At 68.3% G+C, this 24,549-nt stretch carries 17 protein-coding genes; 6 read left to right on the forward strand and 11 right to left on the reverse strand.

Going from position 1 to position 24,549, the window contains the following annotated elements; genetic code table 11:
* Positions 1-23 precede the first annotated feature (23 nt).
* Positions 24-2,858, forward strand: coding sequence for an RNA polymerase-associated protein RapA (gene rapA, locus AABM56_RS14790; RefSeq protein WP_263258918.1), 2,835 nt, complete (start codon positions 24-26; stop codon positions 2,856-2,858).
* A 418-nt stretch (positions 2,859-3,276) separates the two neighbouring features.
* On the opposite strand, the gene dhbA is transcribed toward rapA, so the two are convergent.
* Genes dhbA through AABM56_RS14810 form a run of 4 tightly spaced genes read right to left on the reverse strand, consistent with a single transcriptional unit; the run spans position 3,277 to position 7,722 of the window.
* Complete coding sequence (gene dhbA / locus AABM56_RS14795) at positions 3,277-4,032, reverse strand: 2,3-dihydro-2,3-dihydroxybenzoate dehydrogenase (RefSeq protein WP_133861178.1); 756 nt, start codon at positions 4,030-4,032, stop codon at positions 3,277-3,279.
* An 11-nt stretch (positions 4,033-4,043) separates the two neighbouring features.
* Complete coding sequence (locus AABM56_RS14800; RefSeq protein WP_133861179.1) at positions 4,044-4,904, reverse strand: isochorismatase family protein; 861 nt, start codon at positions 4,902-4,904, stop codon at positions 4,044-4,046.
* A gap of 8 nt (positions 4,905-4,912) precedes the next feature.
* Complete coding sequence (locus tag AABM56_RS14805) at positions 4,913-6,538, reverse strand: (2,3-dihydroxybenzoyl)adenylate synthase (protein ID WP_347883437.1); 1,626 nt, start codon at positions 6,536-6,538, stop codon at positions 4,913-4,915.
* Positions 6,535-7,722 carry an isochorismate synthase MenF gene (locus AABM56_RS14810; RefSeq protein WP_263258917.1) on the reverse strand — a complete coding sequence of 396 codons (1,188 nt, stop codon included), beginning with the start codon at positions 7,720-7,722 and terminating at the stop codon, positions 6,535-6,537. Before AABM56_RS14810 ends, AABM56_RS14805 begins: the two co-directional genes overlap by 4 nt.
* Before the next feature lie 274 nt (positions 7,723-7,996).
* Between AABM56_RS14810 and fepB the strand changes: the two genes are divergently transcribed.
* On the forward strand, positions 7,997-8,965 hold the full coding sequence (fepB, locus tag AABM56_RS14815) for a Fe2+-enterobactin ABC transporter substrate-binding protein (RefSeq protein WP_133861182.1): 969 nt from the start codon (positions 7,997-7,999) through the stop codon (positions 8,963-8,965).
* 217 nt (positions 8,966-9,182) lie between these two features.
* Here the strand turns inward: fepB and entS are convergent, their stop codons facing one another.
* Entirely contained in the window at positions 9,183-10,412 is a 1,230-nt protein-coding gene (gene entS, locus AABM56_RS14820; protein ID WP_347883438.1) for an enterobactin transporter EntS, read from the reverse strand.
* Positions 10,413-10,538: 126 nt separating this feature from the next.
* On the opposite strand from entS, the gene fepD reads away from it, so the two are divergent.
* Genes fepD through AABM56_RS14835 form a run of 3 tightly spaced genes read left to right on the forward strand, consistent with a single transcriptional unit; the run spans position 10,539 to position 13,332 of the window.
* Entirely contained in the window at positions 10,539-11,534 is a 996-nt protein-coding gene (gene fepD / locus AABM56_RS14825; RefSeq protein ID WP_133861184.1) for a Fe(3+)-siderophore ABC transporter permease, read from the forward strand.
* Positions 11,531-12,529 (forward strand): iron-enterobactin ABC transporter permease, encoded by a 999-nt coding sequence (fepG, locus tag AABM56_RS14830; protein WP_133861185.1) that lies wholly within the window; start codon positions 11,531-11,533, stop codon positions 12,527-12,529. The genes fepD and fepG overlap by 4 nt, the downstream gene beginning before the upstream one ends.
* The gene (locus tag AABM56_RS14835; protein ID WP_133861186.1) at positions 12,526-13,332 is read left to right on the forward strand and encodes an ATP-binding cassette domain-containing protein; all 807 of its coding nucleotides are present in this window, start codon (positions 12,526-12,528) and stop codon (positions 13,330-13,332) included. The genes fepG and AABM56_RS14835 overlap by 4 nt, the downstream gene beginning before the upstream one ends.
* Here AABM56_RS14835 and AABM56_RS14840 read toward each other — a convergent pair.
* From AABM56_RS14840 to AABM56_RS14865, 6 genes are all read right to left on the reverse strand, one after another.
* Positions 13,329-17,258: an enterobactin synthase subunit F gene (locus tag AABM56_RS14840; RefSeq protein ID WP_133861187.1), complete on the reverse strand. Its 3,930-nt coding sequence runs from the start codon at positions 17,256-17,258 to the stop codon at positions 13,329-13,331. The genes AABM56_RS14835 and AABM56_RS14840 overlap by 4 nt on opposite strands.
* Before the next feature lie 20 nt (positions 17,259-17,278).
* Positions 17,279-17,485 (reverse strand): MbtH family NRPS accessory protein, encoded by a 207-nt coding sequence (locus tag AABM56_RS14845; RefSeq protein WP_133861188.1) that lies wholly within the window; start codon positions 17,483-17,485, stop codon positions 17,279-17,281.
* 22 nt (positions 17,486-17,507) lie between these two features.
* A complete protein-coding gene (gene fes / locus AABM56_RS14850; RefSeq protein ID WP_347883439.1) occupies positions 17,508-18,758 on the reverse strand; it encodes an enterochelin esterase in 1,251 nt (416 codons plus the stop codon).
* 83 nt (positions 18,759-18,841) lie between these two features.
* Complete coding sequence (locus tag AABM56_RS14855) at positions 18,842-21,031, reverse strand: TonB-dependent siderophore receptor (RefSeq protein WP_133861190.1); 2,190 nt, start codon at positions 21,029-21,031, stop codon at positions 18,842-18,844.
* Positions 21,032-21,320: 289 nt separating this feature from the next.
* Entirely contained in the window at positions 21,321-21,584 is a 264-nt protein-coding gene (locus AABM56_RS14860; protein WP_133861191.1) for a hypothetical protein, read from the reverse strand.
* Between the two features lie 313 nt (positions 21,585-21,897).
* Complete coding sequence (locus AABM56_RS14865; protein ID WP_133861192.1) at positions 21,898-22,179, reverse strand: hypothetical protein; 282 nt, start codon at positions 22,177-22,179, stop codon at positions 21,898-21,900.
* A 380-nt stretch (positions 22,180-22,559) separates the two neighbouring features.
* Here AABM56_RS14865 and AABM56_RS14870 point away from each other — a divergent pair, with 380 nt between their 5' ends.
* A complete protein-coding gene (locus AABM56_RS14870) occupies positions 22,560-24,545 on the forward strand; it encodes a methyl-accepting chemotaxis protein (RefSeq protein ID WP_133861193.1) in 1,986 nt (661 codons plus the stop codon).
* Positions 24,546-24,549 lie beyond the last annotated feature (4 nt).

Raw genomic sequence — 24,549 nt, forward strand, 5'->3', positions numbered from 1 at the left:
GATAGCTGGGGAGAAGCTTCCACATGGCGTCGCATCAACCGGGACAACGCTGGATCAGTGACAGTGAGGCCGAACTGGGCCTGGGAACCATCCTGGCCCTGGACGGCCGCCTGCTCACGGTGCTCTATCCAGCCACCGGTGAGACGCGCCAGTATGCCCAGCGCAACGCCCCGCTGACCCGGGTGCGCTTCGCCCCGGGCGACGAGGTGACTCACTTCGAGGGCTGGAAGCTCACCGTGCGCGAGGTCTCCGAAGCGGACGGCCTGCTGACCTACCACGGCTTCACCGCCGAGCGCGAGGCACGCAGCGTGCCCGAGGCCCAGCTGTCGAACTTCATCCAGTTCCGCCTGGCCAGCGACCGCCTGTTCGCCGGGCAGATCGATCCCCTGCCCTGGTTCGGCCTGCGCTATCACACCCACGAGCATCGCAACCGCCTGTTGCAGTCCAGCCTCTGGGGCCTCGGCGGCACCCGCGCCCAGCCGATCCCGCACCAGCTGCACATCGCCCGCAGCGTGGCCGACCGGGTCGCCCCGCGCGTCCTGCTGGCCGACGAGGTGGGCCTGGGCAAGACCATCGAAGCCGGCCTGGTGATCCATCGCCAGCTGCTCAGCGGTCGCGCCAGTCGGGTGCTGATCCTGGTTCCGGAAAATCTCCAGCACCAGTGGCTGGTGGAGATGCGCCGCCGCTTCAACCTGGAAGTGGCGCTGTTCGACGCCGAGCGCTTCATGGCCAGCGAAGACGGCAATCCCTTCGAGGACGCCCAGCTCGCCCTGGTCTCCCTGGACTGGCTGGTGCGCGACGAAAAGGCCCAGGATGCCGCCTTCGCCGCCGGCTGGGACCTGCTGGTGGTCGACGAAGCCCACCACCTGGTCTGGCACCCCGAGGGCGCCAGTCGCGAATACAGCCTGGTCGAGCAACTCGGCGAGGTCATCCCCGGCGTGCTGCTGCTCACCGCGACCCCCGAGCAACTGGGCCAGGACAGCCACTTCGCCCGTCTGCGCCTGCTCGATCCCAGCCGCTTCCATGACTTCGCCGCCTTCCAGCAGGAGTCCCAGCACTACCGCCCGGTGGCCGAAGCCGTGCAGGAACTGCTCGACGCCGGCGCCCTGAGTCCGGCCGCCCAGGACGCCATCGGCGGCTTCCTCGGCCAGGAAGGCGAGACCCTGCTGGCGGCGGCCGCAGCCGGCGACGCCGACGCCCGCGCGCGCCTGGTGCGCGAGCTGCTGGATCGCCACGGCACCGGCCGGGTGCTGTTCCGCAACACCCGCGCCGCGGTCAAGGGCTTCCCCGAGCGCGAGCTGCACGCCCACGCCCTGCCCTTCCCGGATGCCTACCTGGACGAGGGCGTCATGCCCGGCCAGTCGCTGCAGCCGGAGACCGAATTCGCCCCGGAAGACGATAACGATCGCTGGTGGCGTCACGATGGCCGCGTCGAATGGCTGATCGACACCCTCAAGGCGCTCAAGCCGCACAAGGTGCTGGTCATCTGCGCGCGCATGGAAACCGCCCTGGATCTGGAAGACGCCCTGCGGCTGAAGTCCGGCATTCCCGCCACGACCTTCCACGAAGGCATGAGCATCCTCGAACGCGACCGCGCCGCCGCCTACTTCGCCGACGAAGAATTCGGCGCCCAGGTGCTGATCTGCTCCGAGATCGGCAGTGAAGGCCGCAACTTCCAGTTCGCCCATCACCTGGTGCTGTTCGACCTGCCGGCCCACCCGGACCTGCTGGAGCAGCGCATCGGCCGTCTCGACCGGATCGGCCAGCGCCACACCATCCAGCTGCACGTGCCCTATCTGGAAGGCAGCCGCCAGGAACGCCAGTTCCAGTGGTACCACCAGGCGCTGAACGCCTTTCTGGCCACCTCGCCGACCGGCAGCGCCCTCCAGGCGCGCTTCGCCAGCGAGCTCGACGAGCAGCTGGCCGGTGGCGACGACGCCACCTGGCAGGCACTGCTGGAACAGGGCGCCCAGGCGCGCGCCGCGCTGGAGACGGAACTGCACAACGGTCGCGACCGCCTGCTGGAACTCAATTCCTCGGGCGCCGGCGCCGGTGAGCAACTGGTCGAGGACATCCTCGACCAGGACGACCAGTTCGCCCTGCCGATGTACATGGAAGAGCTGTTCAACGCCTTCGGCATCGACAGCGAGGACCACTCCGACAACGCCCTGATCCTCAAGCCCAGCGAGAAGATGCTCGACGCCGGCTTCCCCCTCGGCGACGACGAAGGCGTGACCATCACCTACGATCGCAACGTGGCGCTGGTTCGCGAAGACATGCAATTCCTGACCTGGGAGCACCCCATGGCCCAGGGCGGCATGGACCTGGTGATGTCCGGCTCCATGGGCAACACCGCCGTGGCACTGATCAAGAACAAGGCGCTCAAGCCGGGCACCGTGCTGCTGGAGCTGATCTACATCAGCGAGGCAGTGGCGCCGCGCGCCCTGCAACTGGGTCGCTACCTGCCGCCGCTGGCGATCCGCTGCCTGCTGGATGCCAACGGCAACGACCTGGCTGCCCGGGTGGCCTTCGAGACCCTCAACGATCAGCTGGAAAGCGTGCCGCGTACCAGCGCCAACAAGTTCGTCCAGGCCCAGCGTGACTCCCTGGCCAAGCTGATCGGTGGTGGCGAAGACAAGGCCCTGCCCCGCCACGAGGAACGCGTCGCCAAGGCCCGCCAGGCCTATGTGTCGGGTATGGACGAAGAAATCGCCCGCCTGGAAGCCCTGCGCGCGGTCAATTCCAGCGTCCGCCAGGACGAGATCGACCGCCTGCGCCAGCAGCGCGAAGAAGGCCTGACCTACCTGGACAAGGCCTCGCTGCGCCTGGAAGCCATTCGGGTGCTGGTGGCGGGCTAGGCCGGTCGCACTGTTGGGCTTCGCTAGCGCTCAACCCAACCTACGAGACTCGCGCCTGGGCGTGACCTTGTAGGTTGGGTTGAGACGGCTTTATCGTCGAAGCCCACGGACGGAGTCGAACCCACTGCGCTGGCGCTCAACCCAACCTACGGAACTGCGGACGCCCGTAGCGTGGAAAACGGCGCAGCCTTTTCCACTGGACTCCATAGCTGGGCGCGCCCTCACCCCAACCCTCTCCCGAGGGGAGAGGGGGTTATCCGAGCGAGCGCTCCGCTTCATCAGCTCCGGCAAGCTCGGGATCGCTCAGCGCGCCCGGCCGTAGGTTGGGTTGAGACGGCTCCATCGTCGAAGCCAACGGACGGAGTCGAACCCACCGCGCTGGGCTGCGATGGCGCTCAACCCAACCTACGCAAGACCCTCACGCCGCCAGCGTCGCGCCGCCGTCCACCACGATGTCCTGCATGGTGATATGGCTGGCCAGGTCCGAGGCGAGGAACAGCACGGTGTTGGCGATCTCGTCGGGCTGGGCGATCTTGCGCAGCGGGATGCCCAGCTTGAAGTCTTCCGGCAGGCCGTCCACCAGGCGCTGATAGCCCTCGGGCGAGCCGAGCATGCCGGCCAGCATGGGGGTCGCCGTGGAGCCCGGCGAGACCACGTTGCAGCGCACGCCAGACCCGGCCAGTTCCAGGGCCACGCAGTGGCTCAGGGACACCAGCGCCGCCTTGGAGGTGCAGTAGCCGGCCATCTGCAGGCGCGGCACATGGGCGGCATTGGAGGCGATGTTGACGATGGCGCCCTGGCCCTGGGCCTTGAACAGCGGCACCAGTTGGCGGAACAGGTAGAAGGGACCGGAGACGTTGACGTCCAAGAGCGCCTGCCAGTCGTCCAGGCTCAGGCTGTCGCTGGTGCCCAGGCGCAGCACGCCGGCGCCGTTGACCAGCACGTCCAGACGGCGTTCTTCGGCCAGCAGCGCCTGGCAGACGTCCTCGACCTGGGCCGCGTCGGCGACATCCAGCAGTTGGGTGCGGAACGGATAGCTGCGCTCGGCGAACTGGCGGTCGAGTCCGACCACCTCGGCGCCGGCCGCCTGGAAGCGGCGCGCCACCTGCAAGCCGATGCCCTGCCCCGCGCCGGTCACCCAGACGCGCTTGCCGGTGAAATCCAGTTGCGTCATCAGGAGAGTCCTCAGGCGCGCGCGCGCAGCAGATCCAGCCAGCCCTGCAGGGTCGGCTGGGCGGCGAGATCGGCGAAGGTGACCGGCAGGCCGCGCTTCTGCCACTCGCCCACCAGGGTCATGACCTGCACCGAATCCAGGCCGAAATCGGTGAGGTTGTCGTCCAGCGCCGGTTCTTCGTCGTCGGCGTCCAGCAGCGGCTGGACCTGGGCACGCAGCCAGGCTTCGTCCAGGGTTACCGCGCCGCCGGTGACCTGGGCGGTGCTCAGGGTACTGCCGCAACGGGTCGCCACGTAGCGCAGCGCCATGCGGTGCTCTTCCTCGCTGAAGTCGGCCACGGCATCGCCGATCAGGAAGGCCTGGATATCCCGCATGAAGGCGTCGGTGCAGGTGGTCAAGCAACCGATATGGGCATAGACGCCGCAGACGATCAGCTGATCGCGCCGCCACTCGGTCATCAGGTCCTGTAGATTGGAACGGTGGAAGGCGCTATAGCGCCACTTGGTCAGCACCACATCACCGTCCTTGGGTGCCAATTCGTCCACCACCTGCTGCAGCGCGGGATCGGCCTGGGTCAGGCCCGGCCCCCACATGTCGTTGAGCAGGGCACGATCGGCCGGCGGCTGGTCGGTGGGCTGGGCGGTATAGACCACCGGCACGCCCTGGGCATCGGCCCAGGCACGCAGCGCGGCGATGTTGGCCACCACCTGGTCGATCAGCGGGCTGCTGTCGCCATAGAACTCGACGAAATAGCGCTGCATGTCGTGGATCAGCAGCACGGCGCGGTCGGCCGCCGGTGTCCAGTCGACCTTGTTGACGGGAAAGCCGTCGGGCTGGGGCAAGGGATAGGAAGCAAGACGGGGGATAGCCATGGGAAACCTTAGGAACGCTCGGTGGAAGGGGTCTGCAGCTGCTCGCGCAGGCGCCGCTTGTCGATCTTGCCGACGGCGGTGAGCGGCAGCTGGTCAAGGAACTGGAAACGGTCGGGCAGCTTGTATTCGGCCACGCCCTGCTCGCGCAAGTAGCGACGCAGCGCCACCGGCTTGAGTGCCGGATCGCTCACCACCAGGCAGGCGCAGCTCTTCTCGCCCATCAACTCGTCGGCGATGGCGACCAGGGCCCCGTGGGTGATGCCGGGATGGCGCAGCAGCAGCCCCTCGATCTCGGCGGCGGCGATCTTCTCGCCGCCGCGGTTGATCTGGTCCTTCACCCGGCCGACCACCTTGAGATAGCCGGCGGCATCGCGCTGGACCACGTCGCCGGAAAAGTAGAAACCCTCGGCATCGAACACCTGGGCATTGTGCTCGGGGCTGCGGTAGTAGCCGCGGAAGGTGTAGGGACCGCGGGTGGACAGCAGGCCCGGCTCGCCGTCGGGCACCGGTTGGCCGTCCTCGTCGGTGATGCGCACCTCGTCGTCCGGACTCATGGGACGGCCCTGGGTGGTGAAGATGCGCTCGGGCTCGTCGTCCAGACGGGTGTAGTTAACCAGGCCCTCGGCCATGCCGAACACCTGCTGCAGCTGGCAGCCCAGTTCCACGGGCACGCGGCGGGCCTGGGCCTCGGCGAAGCTGGCACCGCCCACCTGCACCACGCGCAGGCTGGCCAGCCGGGCGCGCTGCTCGGGGGCGGACGCGGCCTGCAGCCAGAGCGCCACCGCCGGCGGTACCAGGGCCACCCAATCCACCTGATGGCGTTCGATCAGCGCGAAGCACCGCAGCGGCTCGGGATCGCGGGCCATGACCACGCAGCCACCGGCGATGAAGACGCCCAGGGCGCCGGGCGAGCTGAGGGTGTAATTGTGGCCCGCCGGCAGCGCGCAGAGAAAGCGCGTCGCCGGGGTCAGGCGGCAGATCTCGACGCTGCGTCTGAGGCTGTAGTAGTAGTCGTTGTGGGTGCGCGGAATCAGCTTGGGCGTGCCGGTGCTGCCACCGGAGAGCTGGAAGAAGGCCACCTCGCCACCGGCGGTAGGGGTCAGCTGAAAGCCGTCCAGCGGGGTATCCAGACGCTGCTGCAGGCTGCGTGCGTCGTCGGCGCCATCCAGCAGCACCTCGCCGAGGCCCGGCGCCACGTCGCGCAATTCGGCGAGGAAGTTGTCGTCGCGGAACAGGTTGTGCTCGCGGGAGGCGATCAGCAGCCGGGGCTGGATCTGCCGCGCATAGGCGAGCAACTCCAGCTTCTGGTGGCTGAACAGGGCTTTGACCGGGGCGATGCCAGCCTTGAGCAGGGCGAAGAACACCACATAGAACTCGGCCACGTTGGGCAGCTGCACCAGGGCCGTGTCGTGGCGCCGCAGCCCGGCGGCCTGCAGGTGGGCGGCCAGGCGGCTGGAGCGCTCGTCCAGCTCGGCATAGCTCAGCTGCCGCTCGCCGCAGAGGATCGCCGGCGCGTCCGGCAGCGCCGCGCGGCTGCGCGCCAGGATTTCGGTCATCGGCAGATCGGGCCAGTAACCCAGGGCGCGATAGCGCGCCGCCAGGTCGTCCGGCCAGGGGGTGAATTCCAGACTCACGTGGGGTTCTCCTCGTCGAGCAAACCACAGGCGGCACGCATGGTGCCCAGTTTGGCGGTGACCTCGGCCCACTCCGCCGCCGGATCCGAGGCTTCGACGATGCCGGCGCCGGCGAACAGCCGCAGCCAGTCGCCCTGCACCGTGCCGCAGCGGATGGTGACGACCCACTCGCCGTTGCCCTGGGCATCGCACCAGCCGACCATGCCGGTGAACAGGCCGCGGTCGAAGGGCTCGATACGCTGGATCAGCTGGCGCGCCGCCACCGTGGGAAAGCCGCAGACCGCCGGGGTCGGGTGCAGGCGGCAGGCGAGTTGCAGCGCCGAGGTCCGGCTATCGACCAGCTCGCCGTCGATGGCGGTGGACAGGTGCCACATGGCATTGGTGCTGAGCAGCGAAGGTCCCTCGGGCACGTCCAGCCGGCTGCACAGCGGCGCCAGTTGCTGGCGGATGTCCTCGATCACCAGGCGGTGCTCGTAGTGATCCTTGCTGGACTCCAGCAGGTCGCGGGCGACACGCTGGTCTTCCTGCGGATCGGCGCGGCGCCTGGCCGAACCCGCCAGCGGATTGGTATGGACCTGGGCGCCCTGCTTCCGCACCAGCAATTCGGGACTGACCCCTACCAGTTCGCCGCCCTCGGCGACGGGGATGCGGAATTGATAGCCGGTGGGATTCTGCCGCGCCAGATTGGCGAGGATGGCTTCCACGTCGGCGGGTTCGGTCAGGTGGATCTCCTGGATCCGCGACAGCACCGCCTTGCTCAGCTCGCCGCGGCGGAAGGCCTCGATGGCTTCCTCCACCGCCAGGCAGAAACCATCCGCACTGGGCAGGTTGCGCACCTCGCGCACCTGCGCCGGGGCGACTGGCGCGCTGCTGACCGGCGCCGGGCGAGCCACCCAGGCATGCTCCCGGGGCACATAAAGGCATGAGGGCCGGGTGGTATCGAAGGGAATGGCGCCCATGATCACCGGCTCGGCGATGCCGGCCTGGCGGGCACGGGCGAAAGCCTCTTCCACGGCGTGGAGGAACAGGCTGTCACGGTGCGCACCGCCGCTGGCCGGTGTCTCGACCCGGGCACAGACACCCCGCCCCTGCAGGACGCGATCACCCGACTGGAACAGGAATGCGGCCTGTTCCCGACGATCGGCGTCTACTTCTCCGACCCTCTCGGCCCTCTTGCTCGTCATTTCGATGAACCTCTACACGAATGATAATGCTTATCAATAAGCAGAAGCTAACGCACCGGCTGCTGGAAAGTCAATTCGTTAGGAACCGAACGAAATTCCCGTTTATCCGGCAAATCCTTGAAAATAAAGATAAATATCCACCGGACGGAAGGCCGCCTGAGGGTTATCTACTGCCCTTCCCCGCCGGTATATCGGCGGTTGGACCGGAACGACTTGCTGCCAGGGAGCGCTTCTTTGAAAATGAGAGTGATTATCTTACAACCGGAAGGCGTTCATGTTCAGCTTGTCGTCAGTGTTTCGCATTCTCACCACCCTGGTCCTCGCGACCCTGGCGCTGGGCGGTACCGCTCGGGCGGCGGACTGGCCCCGGCAGATCAGCACCGACGGCAGTCAGGTCACCCTGCCCGCCCAGCCGCAACGCATCGTCTCCACCAGCGTCACCCTCACCGGCTCCCTGCTCGCCATCGGCGCACCGGTGGTGGCCAGCGGTGCCACCTCGCCCAACAACAGATTCGCCGATGACCAGGGCTTCCTGCGGCAGTGGGGCGCGGTCGCCAAGCAGCGTGACGTGAAACGGCTGTACATCGGCGAAGCCAATGCCGAAGCCGTGGCCGCCGAGGCACCGGACCTGATCCTGGTCAGCGCCGCCGGCAACGACTCGGCGCTGCGCCTGGTCGAGCAACTCAAGGCCATCGCCCCGGTGCTGGTGGTGGGTTACGACAATCGCAGCTGGCAACAGGTGGTGGAATTGCTCGGTCAGGCCACCGGCCGCGAGGACGCCGCCAGCCAGGTGGTCGCCGATTTCGACCGGCACGTCGCCGAGCTCAAGGCGCGCCTGCAGCTGCCGCCGCAACCGGTATCGGCATTCGTCTACAACCCGGCGACACGCCAGGCCAATCTCTGGACCGCCGCCTCCTCCCAGGGCCAGTTGCTGGAAAGCCTGGGCTTCGAACTGGCGGCGCTGCCGGCGGGACTGGAGACCGGCCATAGCCAGGGGCAGCGCCACGACATCCTTCAGCTCGCCGGCGAAAACGTCGCCACCGGTCTCACGGGCCAGACCTTCCTGCTGTTCGCCGCGGACGCCAAGGAAGCCGAGGCGGTACGCGGCAATCCGCTGCTGGCGCACCTGCCGGCGGTCAAGGACAACCGTGTCGAAGCCCTGGGCGCCGAGACCTTCCGTCTCGACCCCTATAGCGCCAACCTGCTGCTGGATCGCCTGGAACAGCGCTACGCCAAGCCTTGAATAGAGCAGTCGTGGCCAGGGCGGTCCGCCGATGCGGCCGCTCCTACAAGACATCGGTGTTTTGGTGATCGCGGCCATGGGCCGCTCCTAGAGGTACCATCTAGCCTGTAGGAGCGGCCCATGGCCGCGATCTGTCTTGTCCATCGCTGATCGCCATGAGCCCCCAGTGGAAAACGCTGCGCGGTTTTCCACGCTACGCCAGGCGCACCGAAGCGGATCAGGTGCCGAGGCTTTCAGCCCTACGCAGACCTCGGGCCAGCGTCCAGCAGAGGGCGGCCACACCAGTGGCGACCAGGCCGAAGACGAACGCCGCCTGCGCCGGCAGCATCAGGCTGGCCAGGCCGCCGAACAGCGCCGCGCCAATGGCCTCGCCGCCGATGTTCTGCGCCGTCCACAGCGCATTGATGCGCCCCAGCAGGCGATCCGGCGTCAGGCGCTGGATCAGCGCGTACTGCACCAGGGCATTGAGCGCGCCCAGGTAGCCGAACAGCACCAGGCACAGCGCGGACAGCCAGAAGCCGGGCAACAGTGCGAACACCGCTACCGCCAGAAAAGTGGCCACCGCGGTCATCAGCAGGGTACGCCCCGGGCGTGGCGCCTGGTTCAGTCGGCCACTGGTGAGGGCGCCGATGGCCGCACCCAGGGGCGCGGCGGCATAGAGCCAGCCCAGGTGTGCGGTATCCAGCCCCCAACTCTCGCCCAGCGACGGATAGAGCACCCGCACCGCATTGGCCATGGTCACCAGGGCGCCGACCAGGGCAACCGAGCCCAGCAGGCGATTCTCGAACAGGAAGACGATGCCGCCGCCCAGGGCCTCCCAGGGCGTCTCGCGCGGCTGCTCTGGCGGCGGCAACGGCGGCAGGCGCAACAGCACCAGCAGGGTGATCAGGGTGCCGCAGGCGGTTAGGCCGTAGTTCCAGGCCACGCCGCTCTGGGCGATCAGCAGGGTGCCCAGCGGTGGCGCGACGATGGCCGCCACCCGCACGCTGAGCATGTTCAGGGCACCGGCCTGCACCATGGATTCACGACCGACGAGGATCGGCGTGACCGCCAGCAGCGCGGTGACGCCGAGGGCGCCAAAGAAGCCGTCCCACAGCGCCAGCAGGTAGATGGCGGTCAGCGACGGCTCGGGCAGGCTGGCGTTGACCGCCAGGCCGATGAAGCCCAGCCCGCAGATGGAGCGTGCCGCCAGGATCAGGCGGCGCCGCTCCAGGCGGTCGGCCAGTACCCCACCGGTGAGCAGGCCGACGAACATGCCGATGCCGGCCATGCTCAGCGCCAGGCCCACCTTGAGCGGCGAATCGGTCAGCGCCTGGACCTGGATGGGGATCGCCACGGCCAGCAGGCCGAGGGACAGCACGGACACCAGGCGGGCGATGAACAGGGTGCGAAAGGCGGCGTGGGACCTGAGCAGGCCGAAGTCGAGCACGAAGGACGTCTTGGACATGAATCACCGGAAAAACACAGGGGACGCTATCGAGCCGCCGGGGCAAGGCTGTTAGCATGTAATACAGACTATCATGTGTTAATACGCCTTGTTCTCATCCACTCCCCTTCCCGTCGGTCGCCGCGGATGACCGGGCGCCGCCTCTTCATCCTCGGCTGCGTCGCGTTCCTGCTGCTCCTGGTGATGGCTGCCAGCCTGGCGCTCGGCGCCACCGCCATCCCGCTGGCCGACGTCTGGCAGGCACTGGGCCAGGGCTGCAGCGAGCCGGCCTGTCTGATCGTGCGCGAAGCGCGGCTGCCGCGGACCCTCGCCGGCCTGCTCGCCGGCGCGGCACTGGGCGTGGCCGGCACCCTGATGCAGGCGCTGACGCGCAATCCCCTGGCCGACCCCGGCATCCTCGGCGTCAACGCCGGTGCCAGTTTCGCCGTGGTGCTGGGCATCGCTCTGTTCGGTGCCAGCGGTCCCGAGCAGTATCTGGGCTTCGCCTTCGGTGGCGCCCTGCTGGCCAGCCTGGTGGTGCTGCTGGCCGGCATCGCCGGTGGCGGCGGCTTCAATCCCATGCGCCTGGTACTGGTCGGGGTAGCGCTGGGCGCCATGCTCGAAGGCGTCAGCTCGGGCATCGCCCTGCTCGATCCCCAGGTCTACGATCAGCTGAGATTCTGGCAATTCGGCTCTCTGGACGTGCGGCAGCTCGAGCTGCTGCGCAGCGCCAGCCTGCCGGTGCTGGGTGGCGTGGTCATCGCCCTGCTGCTGGCCCCGGCGCTCAATGCCCTGAGCCTGGGCAGCGATCTGGCCGTGGCCCTCGGCACCCGGGTCCGCCAGACCCAGTTGCTCGGCCTGCTGGCCATCACCCTGCTCTGTGGCGCCGCCGCGGCCGCAGTCGGACCCATCGCCTTCGTCGGCCTGATGGTGCCGCACCTGGGTCGCTGGGCCATCGGCGAAGACCATCGCTGGCTGCTGCCTTTTGTCCTGCTGTTCACTCCCAGCCTGCTGCTGACGGCCGATATCGTCGGCCGCCTGCTGGTCACCAACGAGCTGCGGGTTTCGGTGGTGACCGCCTTCCTCGGCGCGCCGCTGCTGATCTGGCTGGCGCGCCGTCAGCGCCAGGGAGGCCGGGCATGAACCGCCCCGGTCGCCTGCGCCTGCCCGGCGTGCTGCTCGCTCTGCTCGGCGGCGCGCTGCTGCTGGCGCTGTTCGCCCTAGGCAGCGGCAGCCTGGCCCTGAGCCCTTCCCAGGTGCTGGCCGCGCTGCTCGGCGAGGCGCCGCGCGGCATCGAACTGGTGGTCACCCAGTGGCGCCTGCCGCGGGTGGCCCTGGCGCTGCTGATCGGCGCCGCCCTGGGCCTCAGCGGTGCGCTGTTCCAGTCGCTGCTGCGCAATCCCCTCGGCAGCCCGGACATCATGGGCTTCAACACCGGCGCCTACAGCGGGGTGCTGGTCGCCCTGGTGCTGTTCCAGGCCAGCATCCTCTGGAGCACCACCGCCGCCCTGATCGGCGGCCTGCTCAGCGCGGCGCTGGTCTATGCCCTCACCTGGCGTGGCAGCGGCGTGGATACCCTGAGACTCATCATCGTCGGCATCGGCGTGCGCGCCCTGCTGATGGCGCTCAACACCTGGCTGATCGTCCACGCCTCCCTGGAGGCCGCCTTCAGCGCCGGCCTGTGGAGCGCCGGTTCGCTCAATGGCCTGACCTGGGCCAAGGCCTGGCCGGCGGTGGTCTTCATCCTGCTGGCGGGCGCCGCCAGCCTGGCGCTGAGCCGCCGGCTGTTCCTGCTGGAGATGGGCGACGACACCGCCTGCGCCCTGGGCGTGCCGGTGGAACGCACGCGGTTGTCGCTGCTGGGCCTGGGGGTGGTGCTCACCGCCGCCGGCACCGCGGTGGCCGGACCGATCTCCTTCATCGCCCTGGCCGCGCCGCAGATCGCCCGCCGCCTGACCGGCACCCAGCGCCTGGCGCTGCCCGCCGCCGCCCTCACCGGCGCGGTGCTGCTGCTGGGCGCGGATCTGCTCGCCCAGCGCCTGTTCCTGCCCTATGTCCTGCCGGTCGGCCTGGTCACGGTGAGCCTGGGTGGGCTCTACCTGATCGGCCTGCTCATCTGGGAGTCCCGCCGCTCATGAACGACGCCCCCGCTTCGCGCCTGCACGCCGAGCGCCTGACCCTGGGCTACGGCCGCAAGCTGATCGCCGAGGACCTCTCGCTGACCATCCCCGATGGCGAGCTGACGGTCATCATCGGCCCCAACGGCTGCGGCAAGTCGACCCTGCTGCGCACCCTCAGCCGGCTGCTGGCGCCCAGCCAGGGCCAGGTCTGGCTGGACGGCCAGGCGATCCAGAGCTATCGCACCAAGGAGGTGGCCCGCCGCCTGGGCCTGCTGCCGCAGAGCTCCCAGGCCCCGGGTGACATCTCGGTGCGCGACCTGGTGGCTCGCGGGCGCTATCCGCACCAGACGCTGTTCGGTGGCGTGCGCGCCGACGACGAGCGCGCGGTGACCCACGCCATGCAGGCCACCGGTGTCTTCGAGCTGGCCGATCGGGCGGTGGACACCCTCTCCGGCGGCCAGCGCCAGCGGGTATGGATCGCCATGGCCCTGGCCCAGGAAACCCCGCTGCTGCTGCTCGACGAGCCCACCACCTGGCTCGACATCACTCACCAGATCGACCTGCTGGAATTGCTGGAAGACCTCAATCGCCAGCAGGGCCACACCCTGGTGATGGTGCTGCACGACCTCAACCACGCCTGTCGCTACGCCACCCACCTGGTGGCCATGCGCGACGGCAAGGTACTGGCCACCGGCCGCCCGCGCGAGGTGGTCACCCCGGCGCTGATCAAGGCGGTCTACGACCTGGACTGCCTGATCATCGACGACCCGGTGGCCGGCACCCCCATGGTGGTACCCCTGGCGCGGCGCTCGGCTGGCTAGAGTCCTTTCAACGCCCGATTCAGCACCGGGCCGATCTGCGCCAGCTGGGCCGGGGCGATGATGTCGACGTGGGCGCAGTCCACCTCGTGGGCCTGCAGGCGGGTGACCCAGGGCGCCCAGGTGGCCTTGACGTCCATTCCCGCCGGCAGGGTGCGGCGGGCGACGAACATCAGCGCCTCGCCGTCGAAACGCGCGCTGCGCGCCGTGGCCAACAGCCGTACCGAATCGGCGTAGTTGCCCTCGATGGTGGCGAACAGCTCCGCCCCCTCCCCCAGCGCCGGATCGGCCAGGCCCTGCTGGGCGGCGAGGAAGGCCTCGCGCTCGCGATTGACCTCGGCCAGCACCTCAGGATCCAGCTCGCGCTGGCCTTCGCGTTCCTGCCAGTTCTGGGTTTCCGGCGGATAGGTGTCGAGCAGGCCGAGGAAGGCGACCTCTTCCCCTGCTGCCTGCAACCGCGCCGCCAGGCCCTGGGCCAGGGTGCCGCCCAGGGAATAGCCGAGCAGATGATAGGGGCCGTGCGGCTGCACCTCGCGCAGGGTACGCAGATGGCGCTGGATGACGGCTTCCAGATCGGCGCCCTGGGCCAGGGGACCGTCCGGACGCGGCGACTGGATACCGAGCAGCGACCAGTGCGGATCCAGGTGGCGCGCGAGTACGCTGAATTGCCAGGCGAACCCCGAGGCCGGATGGAAGCAGAACAGCGTCGGGCCGTCGCCCGGGCGCAGCGGCAGCAGGGTCTCGAAGCCGGCCCGCGCCGCGCTGGCCGCGTCCTGCTCCAGCTGCCGCGCCAGGCGGGCGACACTGGAGGCCACCATGATCTGGCCGATGGATACCGGCCGCCCCAGGCGCCGGCGCAGGTTGGCCGCCAGGGTCATGGCCAGCAGCGAATGGCCACCCAGGGCAAAGAAATCATCGTCCGCACCCACGATTGCGCACCCGAGCACTTCGGAAAAGGCCGCCGCCAGGTCGCTTTCCAGCCCCGGCGCCAGGGGACGGCTCGCGGTCCTGGCCGCGCCCTGGGGCGCCGGCAGGGCCTTGCGATCCAGCTTGCCGGTGGCGCCCAGGGGCAAGGCCTCCAGCTCGACCAGCGCCACCGGCACCAGATGCGGCGGCAGGCTTTCGCCCAGCCGCGCCCGCAGGCGCTCCAGGTCCAGCGCGGCACCCGGCTGGGCGATCAGATAACCCACCAGCTGACGGGCATCGCCGCCGGTGGTAACGGCCGCCTCGCCCAGCACCCGGGCGTGGGTGACCGCCTGGGCCACGCCGGGTAGCGCCAGCAGGGCATGATCGATTTCCGCCAGTTCGATGCGCTGACCCCGGATCTTCACCTGGTCGTCGCTGCGGCCCAGGTATTCGACGACGCCCTCCGGCAGCCAGCGCGCCACGTCGCCGGTGCGATACAGCCGCTCGCCCTGCCCGTCCGGCGCCGCGATGAAGCGCGCGGCGGTCAGCTCGGGACGGCCCAGATAGCCATCGGCCAGCTGCACCCCGCTCAGATAGAGTTCTCCCGCCACACCCGGCGGGACCGGTCGCAAGCGTTCGTCGAGGACGTGCAGCCCGGTGTTCCACACCGGCTTGCCGATGGGCACGCTGCTGCCGGTGACGGCCGCCAGGGCGGCGCCGTGGGCCGGATGATAGGAGACGTCCACCGCGGCTTCGGTGGGGCCATAGAGGTTGTGCAAGGGCGCGCCGACGCGGCGCTCCCAGGTACGAGCCAGCTCGGTGGGCAGCACCTCACCGCTGCAGAACACCTGGCGCAGGCTGGCGCAGCGGGCTACCGCGGCCGACTCGTCCAGGCTGGCGACGAAGGCCGCCAGCATCGAGGGCACGAAGTGCACCGTGGTCACCCGTTCGCGGGTGACCAATTCCTGCAGCGCCGCGGGATCGCGATGCGCCTCGGGCGGCGCCAGGTACAGCCGGGCGCCCACCAGCAGCGGCCAGAAGAATTCCCAGACCGACACATCGAAGCTGCTCGGCGTCTTCTGCAAGACCGTGTCGCCGGCGCCAATGGGATAGCTGTCCTGCATCCACAGCAGGCGATTGACGATGGCGGCATGGCCGACCACCACGCCCTTGGGGCGGCCGGTGGAGCCGGAGGTATAGAGCAGATAGGCCGGATCGCCTGGACGCGGTCCGGCGAACACCGGCTCGTGGTCCAGCTCCTCCAGGGGCGCATCGAGAATCAGCACCCGATCTTCGCCCAGCGCCGGGAAGCGCTCGCGCTGGCTGGCATCGGTTACCAGCACCCGGGGTCGCGCGTCGTCGAGCATCAGCTGCAGGCGCTCGTCGGGATAGCCGCTGTCCAGCGGCAGGTAGGCGGCGCCCAGTTCGAGCGTCGCCAGCAGCGCCAGGGACAGGAACACCGAACGCGGCAGGGCCACCGCGACGATGTCGCCCCGCCCTACCCCGGCATGGCTCAGCCGCTGGGCCAGGGCCAGCACCTGCTGGCGCGTCTCCCGATAGCTGAAGGCACGCTGCAGATCGGCCAGTGCCGGCGCAGCAGGGGTGCGCGCTGCCTGGTCGGCGAGCAGGGTCGCCAAGGTAGCCTCGGGCAGCGGTTGCCTGGTCGCATTGATCTCGGCCAGCCAGGTGCGATCTGCCGGGGCCAGCAGGTCTGCAGCGCCCAGGGCCAGACCGGGCTGCTCGGCGAATTGCCCGGCCAGCAGGCCGAACCGCTCCACGTGCCCCTGCAACAGATCGGCGGCGTAGCGCTCGGCGTTGCCCAGCAGCTTGATGTCCAGGGCGCCGCTGGCCTCCAGGTAGAGGGCGATCTCCAGGTCGCGCACCGGCCCCGAGGCCAGTTCGTGGGTGATGCCCGGCACCCCGGCGAAATCCAGGGCGAAATCGAACAGCTTGAGGTTGATGACCGGTCCGGTCAGCGGCTCGGCGTCGCCCGGACGGCCAAGATCGCGGGCGATCTGCTCGGCGTCGTAGCGCTGGTGACGGCGCACCTTCTTCAGCTCGGCGGCCAGCATGGCGGCGAGTTGCGGCAGCGTCTGGGTCGAGTCGGTGCGCACGCCCAGGGGCAGGACGTTGAGCGTCGCGCCACCGGATTTGAGCGCCACCGAACCCATGCGTCTCATGAAGATGAAGCCGGCGCTGAAGGCCGGCTGGCCACTGAGGCGCGCGAACCAGGTAGCGGCCAGGGCCACGGCCAGATCGGCCGGCGTCACCCCTTGAGCCCTGCCCTGCTCGGCGAGCCTGGTGAACACCGCGGCGGCCACCCGGGCGCGGGCTTCCACCACGCGTGGGGTCGGCACCTGCCCCGCCAGACCACCCGGCGCCAAGGACGCCGCCGGCGGCAAGGCCGCGCCACGCTCGCGCCAGAAGGCTTCGTCGCGCTCGCGGACGGCCGACTGCTTATAGTCCTGATATTCGCGCACTACCTCGGCAAAGGACACGAAAGGCGAAGGCTCACTCGTCTCGCCGCGCATCGCGGCGCTGTACAGGGCCGCTACCCGCTTGGCCAGGGCGGCGAAGCCATAGCCATCGATCAGCAAATGGTGATAGCGCTGGTACCAGAACAGGTGATCGTCGCCCAGCTGGTAGATCCGGTTGAGCCACAGCGGACCGCCACTGGTGGCCCGCAGGTCGCCGTCAAGATCGGTGCGGATGGCCGCGCGCGCTACGCCTTCCGGATCGGCTGCCCCACGCAGGTCCAGCCACTCGGGCGCAGGGATGGCCATGGCGCTGTCGATCCACTGCACCAGCTCGCCCTCGCGCTCGGCGAACGTCAGCCGCAGGCTGTCCAGCTCCCCCAGGCCCTGGACGATGGCCGCCATCAGCGCCTGGGCGTCGATCGGCCCGCGCAGCTCGACCAGGTGGGCCACGGCGAAGGCGTTGGCATGGGGCGACAGCTGATCGGCCAGCCAGATGCCGGGCTGGGCAGCGACCAGCGGCAGCTCGGGAAAGCGTGAACGGGGCATGGAAGACACAGGAACTCCAGTCAGGAAGGCAGGGAGGCGACCGGGCGGACATCGCGCCAGTGGCTGGTGAGCCAGTCGTCGCAGGCCAGGCGCGGCGCCGGCCCGAACACCGGTTCCCAACCGGTGGGCACGGCCATGGCCTCTGGCCAGAGGCTGCATTGGCCGCGGGCATTGCGCAGGATCAACAGCACCTGGGCGGGATCGTCGAAGGGATTGGGGGCGTCCATCGGAGCTCCTGGAAAAGGGGGATTAGCGAGGGGCGTCGGCGAGCAGGGGTTGCCAGAGGCGGACCAGACCGTCGAGCAGCCCGCCGCGCCACCAGAGGGCATCATGGCCCCCATCGATCTCGCGATAGTCGAGGTCGTGACCCTGCTCGCGCAGGCGTGGGACCAGGGCGCGGGAGGCTTCGAGGATGGCCGGCTCGCGCAACCCGGCCTCGATGAACAGCCGCAAGGAATGCGTGCTCCCCTGCCCGCTCGCCAGTGCCTCGAACAGCCGTCCCGGCGCACCGCGCTGCGGCCACCAGAAGGAACCGGACTGGCTCAGGGCGCAGCCGAAGCGCTCCGGCCAGTGCAGCGCGGCATAGAGCGCCGCCAGACCGCCGAAGCTCTGCCCGGCGACGACCGTCGAGGACGGTGACTGCGCATGAGGCGCCCAGTCGCGCACCTGCGGCAGCAGCTCTTCCTGCACCGCCAGCCAGAATTCGGGATTGCAGGGCAACTCGCTACCACGCAGGGCGCGGTCGCTGTTGTCGATCAGCAGATAGACCGCCTCCGGCAGTTGCCCGGCAGCGGTAAGCTGTTGCAGCGGCGCGCCGATGGGCATCGTCTGCGCCCAGAACTGCCCATCCAGCAGGATGGCCAGCGGTCGCTTCAAAGGGGTGGTATTACCGGTGGCAAAGATCCATACCGGGCGGCTGTTGCCGAGCCGAGCACTCGTCCATTGGTACTGCTGCAGACTCGGCCAGGCCGCTGGCGCCAGGCTGCGATCGATATCAAAGGCCGCCCAGGCCGGCTGCGCAGGCGCCTCCGGCAGGTGCACGCTCGACACCGCCAGCCCGCGCCCACCCTGCCAGGCACGCCGGGGATTGAGCCGATCGGCCTGGGCCAGGGAAAAGACGCTGCGCCACCAGAGGCGGATGCCGTGGAGATCGGGCTGGGCCTCGCCTTCGAAGGGCGCCGGCTCCGCGCTGGGGATCAGGCAATAGCTGCCGCGCCAGCCGCCCTCCAGCTCGGTCTCCCAGGCCCAGACATCGCTGCCTGGCAGGCGCCGCAGGCTCTGCGGCAGGCCCGGTTGATGATGGTCGGTGACCCCGGTGACATTGAGCCAGACCCGCTGAGTGCTGGAACGCTCGGCCAGCCCTTCGGGATCGCGCCAGACAAAGGTCAGGCGATAGCGCCCGGCCACAGTGGGTTCGATCAGCGGCGTGCCGCGGCAGGCCACGGCCTGCCACCAGGGCTCGCTGCCGACATCGTCCTGCTGGAAGAGTGAATCTTTCATCGCATCTCGGTACATCGTGGAAGAGATCGTCACGGCGTGCAGCGCCTTGGCCGACCTGAGCCCGACCCGGGTCGGCCTGAACTTCAGAAGTCGTAACGCGCGCCGACCATCACGCTGCGCGAGGGGCCCTGGAAGTTGAAGGTGGAAACCGAACCTACGCGCGACCAGTATTCCTTGTCGAGGAGGTTGTTCACGTCCAGGGTCGCGGTGAGCTGCTTGGTGACCGGATAGGAGAACTTGGCATCCACCGTGGCATAGCCGGGGGCGGACACGGTGACCCCGGAGGTCTGGTTGGTCTGGGAGAAATCGCTCATGGCGGTCACCCCGCCACCGATGCTCAGCCCGGTCAGCGGACCACCCGCCAGGGTGTATTTGGTCCACAGCGAGGCCATGTGCTTGGGCATGGCTTCGAACAGGGTGTTGCCATCGCCGCTGAGGTTCTGGGTATCCATGTAGGTGTAGCCGGCGAGCATTTCCCACTGCTCGGTGAGCTTGCCGCTGACCTCGATCTCAGCCCCCTTCACCCGCGTCTTGCCGGACGCTTCGGAATAGGTGGTGATCGCAAGACCATTGGCATCGAAAGGCGTGGACGCGCGATTCTCGTCGGTCAGCTGGAAGATCGACAGGCGCGCATTCATGTCGCCATTGAAGTAGCTGCCCTTGATGCCGACTTCGTACTGGTCGCCCTCGCGCGGATCGATGGCCTTGCCCTGGGCATCCAGCTCGTTCTGCGGCTTGTACACCTTGGAATAACTGGCATAGAGGGAATGGTAGTCGTCCAGGTCGTAGACGGTACCCAGATAGGGAGTGACGAAACCGCTGTGCTTCTGGCTCTCGCCCGCCTCGGCACCACTGGCCAGGGTGGTGGTGTAGGCATCGCCCCTGTACCAGGAAACACGGGCGCCACCGATCAGCGCCAGGCGCTCGATGGGGCGGAAGGTGACCTTGGAATAGAGGCCGAATTCGCGATCCTCGCTGCTGAAGTCGGTCTGGTAGGCGCGAGCCGGCTTGGCGAAGCGGGTCGGCGAATAGCTGTTCACATTGACCGTACCCAGGACGCTGTTGCCGTTCTGGTAATCGGTGTCGTAGTGCTTGTAGTCGGTACCCACAACGAATTCGCTGACCTGCCCCAGCGCCTCGAATGGCTGGCTGTAGCTGGCGTCGAGGGAATAGGCGTCCTGCTCGAAGTCCCGGGTGCTGGCACGAATGCTGGTATTGCCGTTGGCCTGCACCGCCCCGCCGGTGAAGGCATAGAGGTAATCCGCCTCCCGGTGCGACGCCCGCGCGGCGATGCGCCCATAGCCGCCGTTATCGAACCTGTGGGTCAGCTCGAAGATGCCGTCGGTGGTCTTGCCGTCGAAGTAGTTCCAGTCCGCTCCCAGGAAGCGCGACTGGCTGAAGTCCAGCAGATTGCCCTGGGTGTCGGTGGGATAGCCGTTGTGCGGGGTGAGGTTCTTGACCTGATGGATCAGGCCGAAGGAGATCTGGGTGGCGTCGGACAGGTCGATGTCCAGGTCGCCGTAGTAGCTCTGGTCGGTGTTGGCGTTGTAGTCCACTTCGCCATTGGTGTCGGCGCGGGAGGCGACGAAGCGACCGCGGACATTCTTGCTTTCGGTGAGCGGACCGGCCAGGTCGATCTCCTGGTAATTGGTGTCCCAGGAGCCGTAGCGCCCGGTGATATGGCCCTGGAAGTCCTCGGTGCCGCGCTTGCGCACCATGTTGACGATGCCGCCCAGCTCGCTGGTGCTGTTGAACAGCCCGGAGGGCCCGCGCATGATCTCGACCCGGTCGAAGGGCGAGAGGATGGGTACGGTGCCGAAGATGCTGGTCATGGGCGCCGGCAGGCCGTCGATGTTGTATTCGTCGTACTCGTAACCACGCGAATAGATGGAGGAACGCCCGCTGTCGTTGGTCAGCACCCGCAGGCCGGCGGTGGACTTGGCCAGCTCGTCCAGGGTGTTGAAGTTGCGGTCCTTGATGTAGTCGCTGGTGTAGGAGGTGATCGACTGGGGAATGTCACGCAGGGCGGCCGGCGTCTTGGTGCCCACGGTCGCCGAATCCACGGTATAGCCGCCGGTCTGTTCCGAGGGCGCCATGTCGTAGAGGCGGTTGCCTTCGATGGTCAGGGTGTCCAGTTCCGTGGCGTTCTGCTCGGCCACCGTGGCGGCCAGGGCCGTCAGCGGAAAGGGAATCAGCGCGCCGATCAGGAGCAGCTGACGGAGAGCCCCGCGGCGAAGGCGGACGGGCTGGCAGAGGGTTCCTTGGGTGTTCATGGTGATCCTTGTGACCGTGGCGTTGCAGCCGACGCCGTGCACTTGAAGGCTGCTCTTCGCGGGATCCCGCGAGGGCCAGCACTTTAAATGATAAAAACTCTCATTATCAAATGTTACGGTAAGCAATAGCTGTTCGCATCGCGAATGCCAGGCAGCCGTGATCCACGCCCAGAGTTCAGGACGGCATCAGGAAGGAATGCAGGAAAGAGGCATCACCGGGCCGAAAAGGTCCGGTCACAGGATCGGGCTGATCCTGAACGGGCCGCGCAGTGCGAAGCCTGGCGGTGGTTTAGAGGCCGGAGACCGCCGGGGTCTTGGCTGCCACCTGGCCGATCACCGGACTGGGCAGCCGGCAGACGATTTCGCCGATGGCGTTCATTCGCGCCAGGCCACCGTCACCCTTGCAGGCGTGATAGTCGGCGAGGTGTTCCGAGGGCGAGTTGCGCAGGCCCTGATCGACAGCGATCACCAGCGCGATGACGCCCAGGCCCAGGGCGACGATTTCGAGCGTGCTGCGGGCACGATACCAGTGGATCGGTCGCGAAAGGCTCATGGCGGCTCCGGAGGCTGGACGAATGATGGCGAAGTGGCCCCTACTCTAATCGTCCTGGCCCGGATGTAAACAGCCGTTGCTCGCCTCGACGATGGCTGTCGTCGGCACGCCGAGGCCCGTTCCCCGCGCCGCCGATCAGACCTTTGCCCTGGCCCTCCTCCTCCCGCTCTCCGGATGTTCCGCCAGCGAGAGCGTCACGCCCCGATTTCGCTGGACAGCAAAGAAGGCGCTAAGCCCTCTTGCGGCAGGCCTTGCCACTCGCGTCGCCCCCTCGACGGCCGGTCCTGAACCGACCGCCGACCGCGGTCGAGACTCAAGGATTTTCCTTGCCGGGCGTCTTGATATAGCCGGGCACGGCGGAATCGGGAGGCGTGTTGCGCCCTTCGGTGGCCGCGGCTTCATTGGCCTGGGCCCGGTCTTCCTGCGCCTTGGCCTGCTCCTTGGAGGCGCGCTCGACCTTGCCTTCGGCCGCCTTCTCCTGGGCCTTCTGGCTATGGGTCTGAGCGTCCTGGGCGTGGTCTTCGGAGGTCTTGTCGCACGCCGTCAGGGTTGCGGCGGTAGCCAGTACGAGGGAGCACAGCAGAGCTTTGGACATCGGGTATTCCTGAGAAAAGAGACCTTTCAGGGACCTGACGAAGCCCGGATTGGTTTCTGGCCGAGCACTCCAGCATCGCAACCTGAGGTGTCCGTCGCACGGTGGCGCTATTTGAGCCCCCGACCCGTGCCTCGCCGTCAGGGGATGCAGCTGCCCGTCCAGCACGCGAAACGGCACGCCAGGCTCTGGCGCGAGCGCTGGCGGGTGTCGACGACAGCTGATCGCCCGGCGCAGGCCGCACGTCTGCAGACCCTGCGGAAAGGTCAGGCGATAAGACTAGGCTGCGGGGATGTTGGCCATGGACAGGCATCGAGACGCACGATGACACCTGCCGCCAATGGCCTCCTGCCTCTACACCGATAACAAAGCAGGGAACAACCATGACGCTTCTTCAACGGGTAGTCGGCGGCATCGCTCTTCTGGTGCTGCTGCTGCTGGGTATCGTCGCCGTAAGCTTCACCAGTACCCAGTCCATCCATGAGCGGCTGGCGGTCATCACCGAGCAATCCGCGCCGCTCGGCCAGGCCGTCGGCGAAATCAACGTGCAGCTGCTGGGCGCCAACCAGACCCTGCTCAGCCTGCTGGCCGAGACCGATTCCGCGCCGATCGCCACGCACGAGCAGCAATTCCAGCAGCAGTTCGCCGACTACCTGCAGCTGCACCAGCGTTTGCCGGCGCTGTTGCGCGGCCACGACCCGCTGATCCAGGCGCTCGCTCAGGAGCAGAAGCTGGGCAACGCCTATGGCGACCAGGCAAAAATCCTCATCGACAGCTATCGCCAGCTGGTCGAGGTGCGCCGTGCCACCCGGACCCTGCAGGGCTATGCCACGCCGGAGGCCAATCGCCTGTCCAGCTACCTGCAGGCCTACAGTGCGCAACAGAAGGCGGAAGGTGCCAGCGCGGCAGTTCGCGCCGCCCAGATGCTGCTGATCGAGACGGACAAGACCTATGCCGCCTTCGCCGCTCAGGCGGCCCGCCTGGATCTGCCAGGTCTGGCGGTGACGCTCAACCAGCAGCAGGATGTCATCACCGATCGGCTGCGCGCCCTGGCCGCCATCGACGAGCGCAGCGCACGCATCGTGGGGGTGATGGTCACCCGGCTGCTGCACGAGATGACCGCGCCCGACGGCCTGCGCCAGGCCTATGAGCGACAGGCCGCGGCCGAGGCCCAGTTCGACGCTCAGCGCCAGCGCACCGGCACCGCCCTGCAGGCGACCCTGGATGCGCTGCGCACCCTCAGCGCCGGTGCCGTCGCCGTCGCGCAACAAGCCAAGGGTGATACCGATGCCAGCGTGGCCACCAGCCGCCAGGTCCTGGCGATCGTTGCCCTGCTGGCGATCTGCGCCGCCGTGATCATCGGCCTGTGGGTCGCCCGCGGTCTGCGGCGACCGCTGCAGGCGTTCCGCGACTCGCTGCGCCAGGTCACGGCCGGCGATCTGCGGGTCCAGTTCGATGTGCGCCGCAAGGACGAATTCAGCGAACTGGGCGGCTATCTCAACGAGCTGATCCGCTCGCTGCAGACCACGGTTCAGACCCTCACCCAGTCGGCCGACGACCTCCGGCGTACCGCCCAGGCCAATGCCGACATCAGTGCCACTACCACCCGCGCCGTGGAGGAGCAGAGCGAGCGGCTCGGCTCCGCCGCCTCGGCGATGACCCAGATGGAAAGCACCGTGGCCGAGGTGGCCCAGCGCGCCATCGACACCAAGGATGCGGTCGACCACACCTTCGAACTGAGCACGGCGACCGGTACCACCGTCGCCGAGACCATCGACAGCATCCAACGCCAGGCGCGGCAGATCCAGGTCGCCGCCCAGGCCACCGATGAATTGCAGGGCTATGGCCAGAGCATCGACGGCATCGTCGACGCCATCCGCAATATCGCCGAGCAGACCAATCTGCTCGCCCTCAACGCCGCCATCGAAGCCGCTCGCGCCGGTGAGCAGGGCCGCGGCTTCGCCGTGGTCGCCGACGAGGTACGTTCCCTCGCCAGTCGTACCCAGGCCTCCACCAGCGAGATCCAGCAACAGATCGAACAGATGCAGCAGAAGATCCATTCGGTGGTGGAAATCATGGGGGTGAGCCGTGCCCAGTCCGGGGAGTGCGTGCAACTCGCCTCCTCCGCCCGGGAAGCCCTGCAGAGCATGAGCCAGGCGGTCGGCACCATCCGCGAGATGAATACCCAGATCGCCGCCGCCACCGAAGAGCAGAGCGCCACCGTGCAGGAAACCAGCCGCATGATGGTGCAGATCAACGATGCCGCGCTCAGGGCTGCAGAAGGTGCCGACAGCGCCGCGCAGAGCAGCGAGGACCTCTCGCTCATGGCCAGCCGGCAGCGCGAGCTGCTGCAACGTTTCAGTGTCTGACCGG

Origin of the sequence: Pseudomonas aestiva, from assembly GCF_039908605.1 — a bacterium.
GTDB lineage: Bacteria > Pseudomonadota > Gammaproteobacteria > Pseudomonadales > Pseudomonadaceae > Chryseomonas > Chryseomonas aestiva.

Coding starts and splice junctions, on each gene's coding strand:
- AABM56_RS14810 (WP_263258917.1), bottom strand. CDS start 7,722: ATGACGAGCAAGAGGGCCGAGAGGGTCGGAGAAGTAGACGCCGATCGT.
- fes (WP_347883439.1), bottom strand. CDS start 18,758: ATGAAAGATTCACTCTTCCAGCAGGACGATGTCGGCAGCGAGCCCTGG.
- dhbA (WP_133861178.1), bottom strand. CDS start 4,032: ATGACGCAACTGGATTTCACCGGCAAGCGCGTCTGGGTGACCGGCGCG.
- rapA (WP_263258918.1), top strand. CDS start 24: ATGGCGTCGCATCAACCGGGACAACGCTGGATCAGTGACAGTGAGGCC.
- AABM56_RS14865 (WP_133861192.1), bottom strand. CDS start 22,179: ATGTCCAAAGCTCTGCTGTGCTCCCTCGTACTGGCTACCGCCGCAACC.
- fepG (WP_133861185.1), top strand. CDS start 11,531: ATGAACCGCCCCGGTCGCCTGCGCCTGCCCGGCGTGCTGCTCGCTCTG.
- entS (WP_347883438.1), bottom strand. CDS start 10,412: ATGTCCAAGACGTCCTTCGTGCTCGACTTCGGCCTGCTCAGGTCCCAC.
- AABM56_RS14870 (WP_133861193.1), top strand. CDS start 22,560: ATGACGCTTCTTCAACGGGTAGTCGGCGGCATCGCTCTTCTGGTGCTG.
- AABM56_RS14840 (WP_133861187.1), bottom strand. CDS start 17,258: ATGCCCCGTTCACGCTTTCCCGAGCTGCCGCTGGTCGCTGCCCAGCCC.
- AABM56_RS14845 (WP_133861188.1), bottom strand. CDS start 17,485: ATGGACGCCCCCAATCCCTTCGACGATCCCGCCCAGGTGCTGTTGATC.
- fepB (WP_133861182.1), top strand. CDS start 7,997: ATGTTCAGCTTGTCGTCAGTGTTTCGCATTCTCACCACCCTGGTCCTC.
- AABM56_RS14835 (WP_133861186.1), top strand. CDS start 12,526: ATGAACGACGCCCCCGCTTCGCGCCTGCACGCCGAGCGCCTGACCCTG.
- AABM56_RS14800 (WP_133861179.1), bottom strand. CDS start 4,904: ATGGCTATCCCCCGTCTTGCTTCCTATCCCTTGCCCCAGCCCGACGGC.
- AABM56_RS14855 (WP_133861190.1), bottom strand. CDS start 21,031: ATGAACACCCAAGGAACCCTCTGCCAGCCCGTCCGCCTTCGCCGCGGG.
- fepD (WP_133861184.1), top strand. CDS start 10,539: ATGACCGGGCGCCGCCTCTTCATCCTCGGCTGCGTCGCGTTCCTGCTG.
- AABM56_RS14860 (WP_133861191.1), bottom strand. CDS start 21,584: ATGAGCCTTTCGCGACCGATCCACTGGTATCGTGCCCGCAGCACGCTC.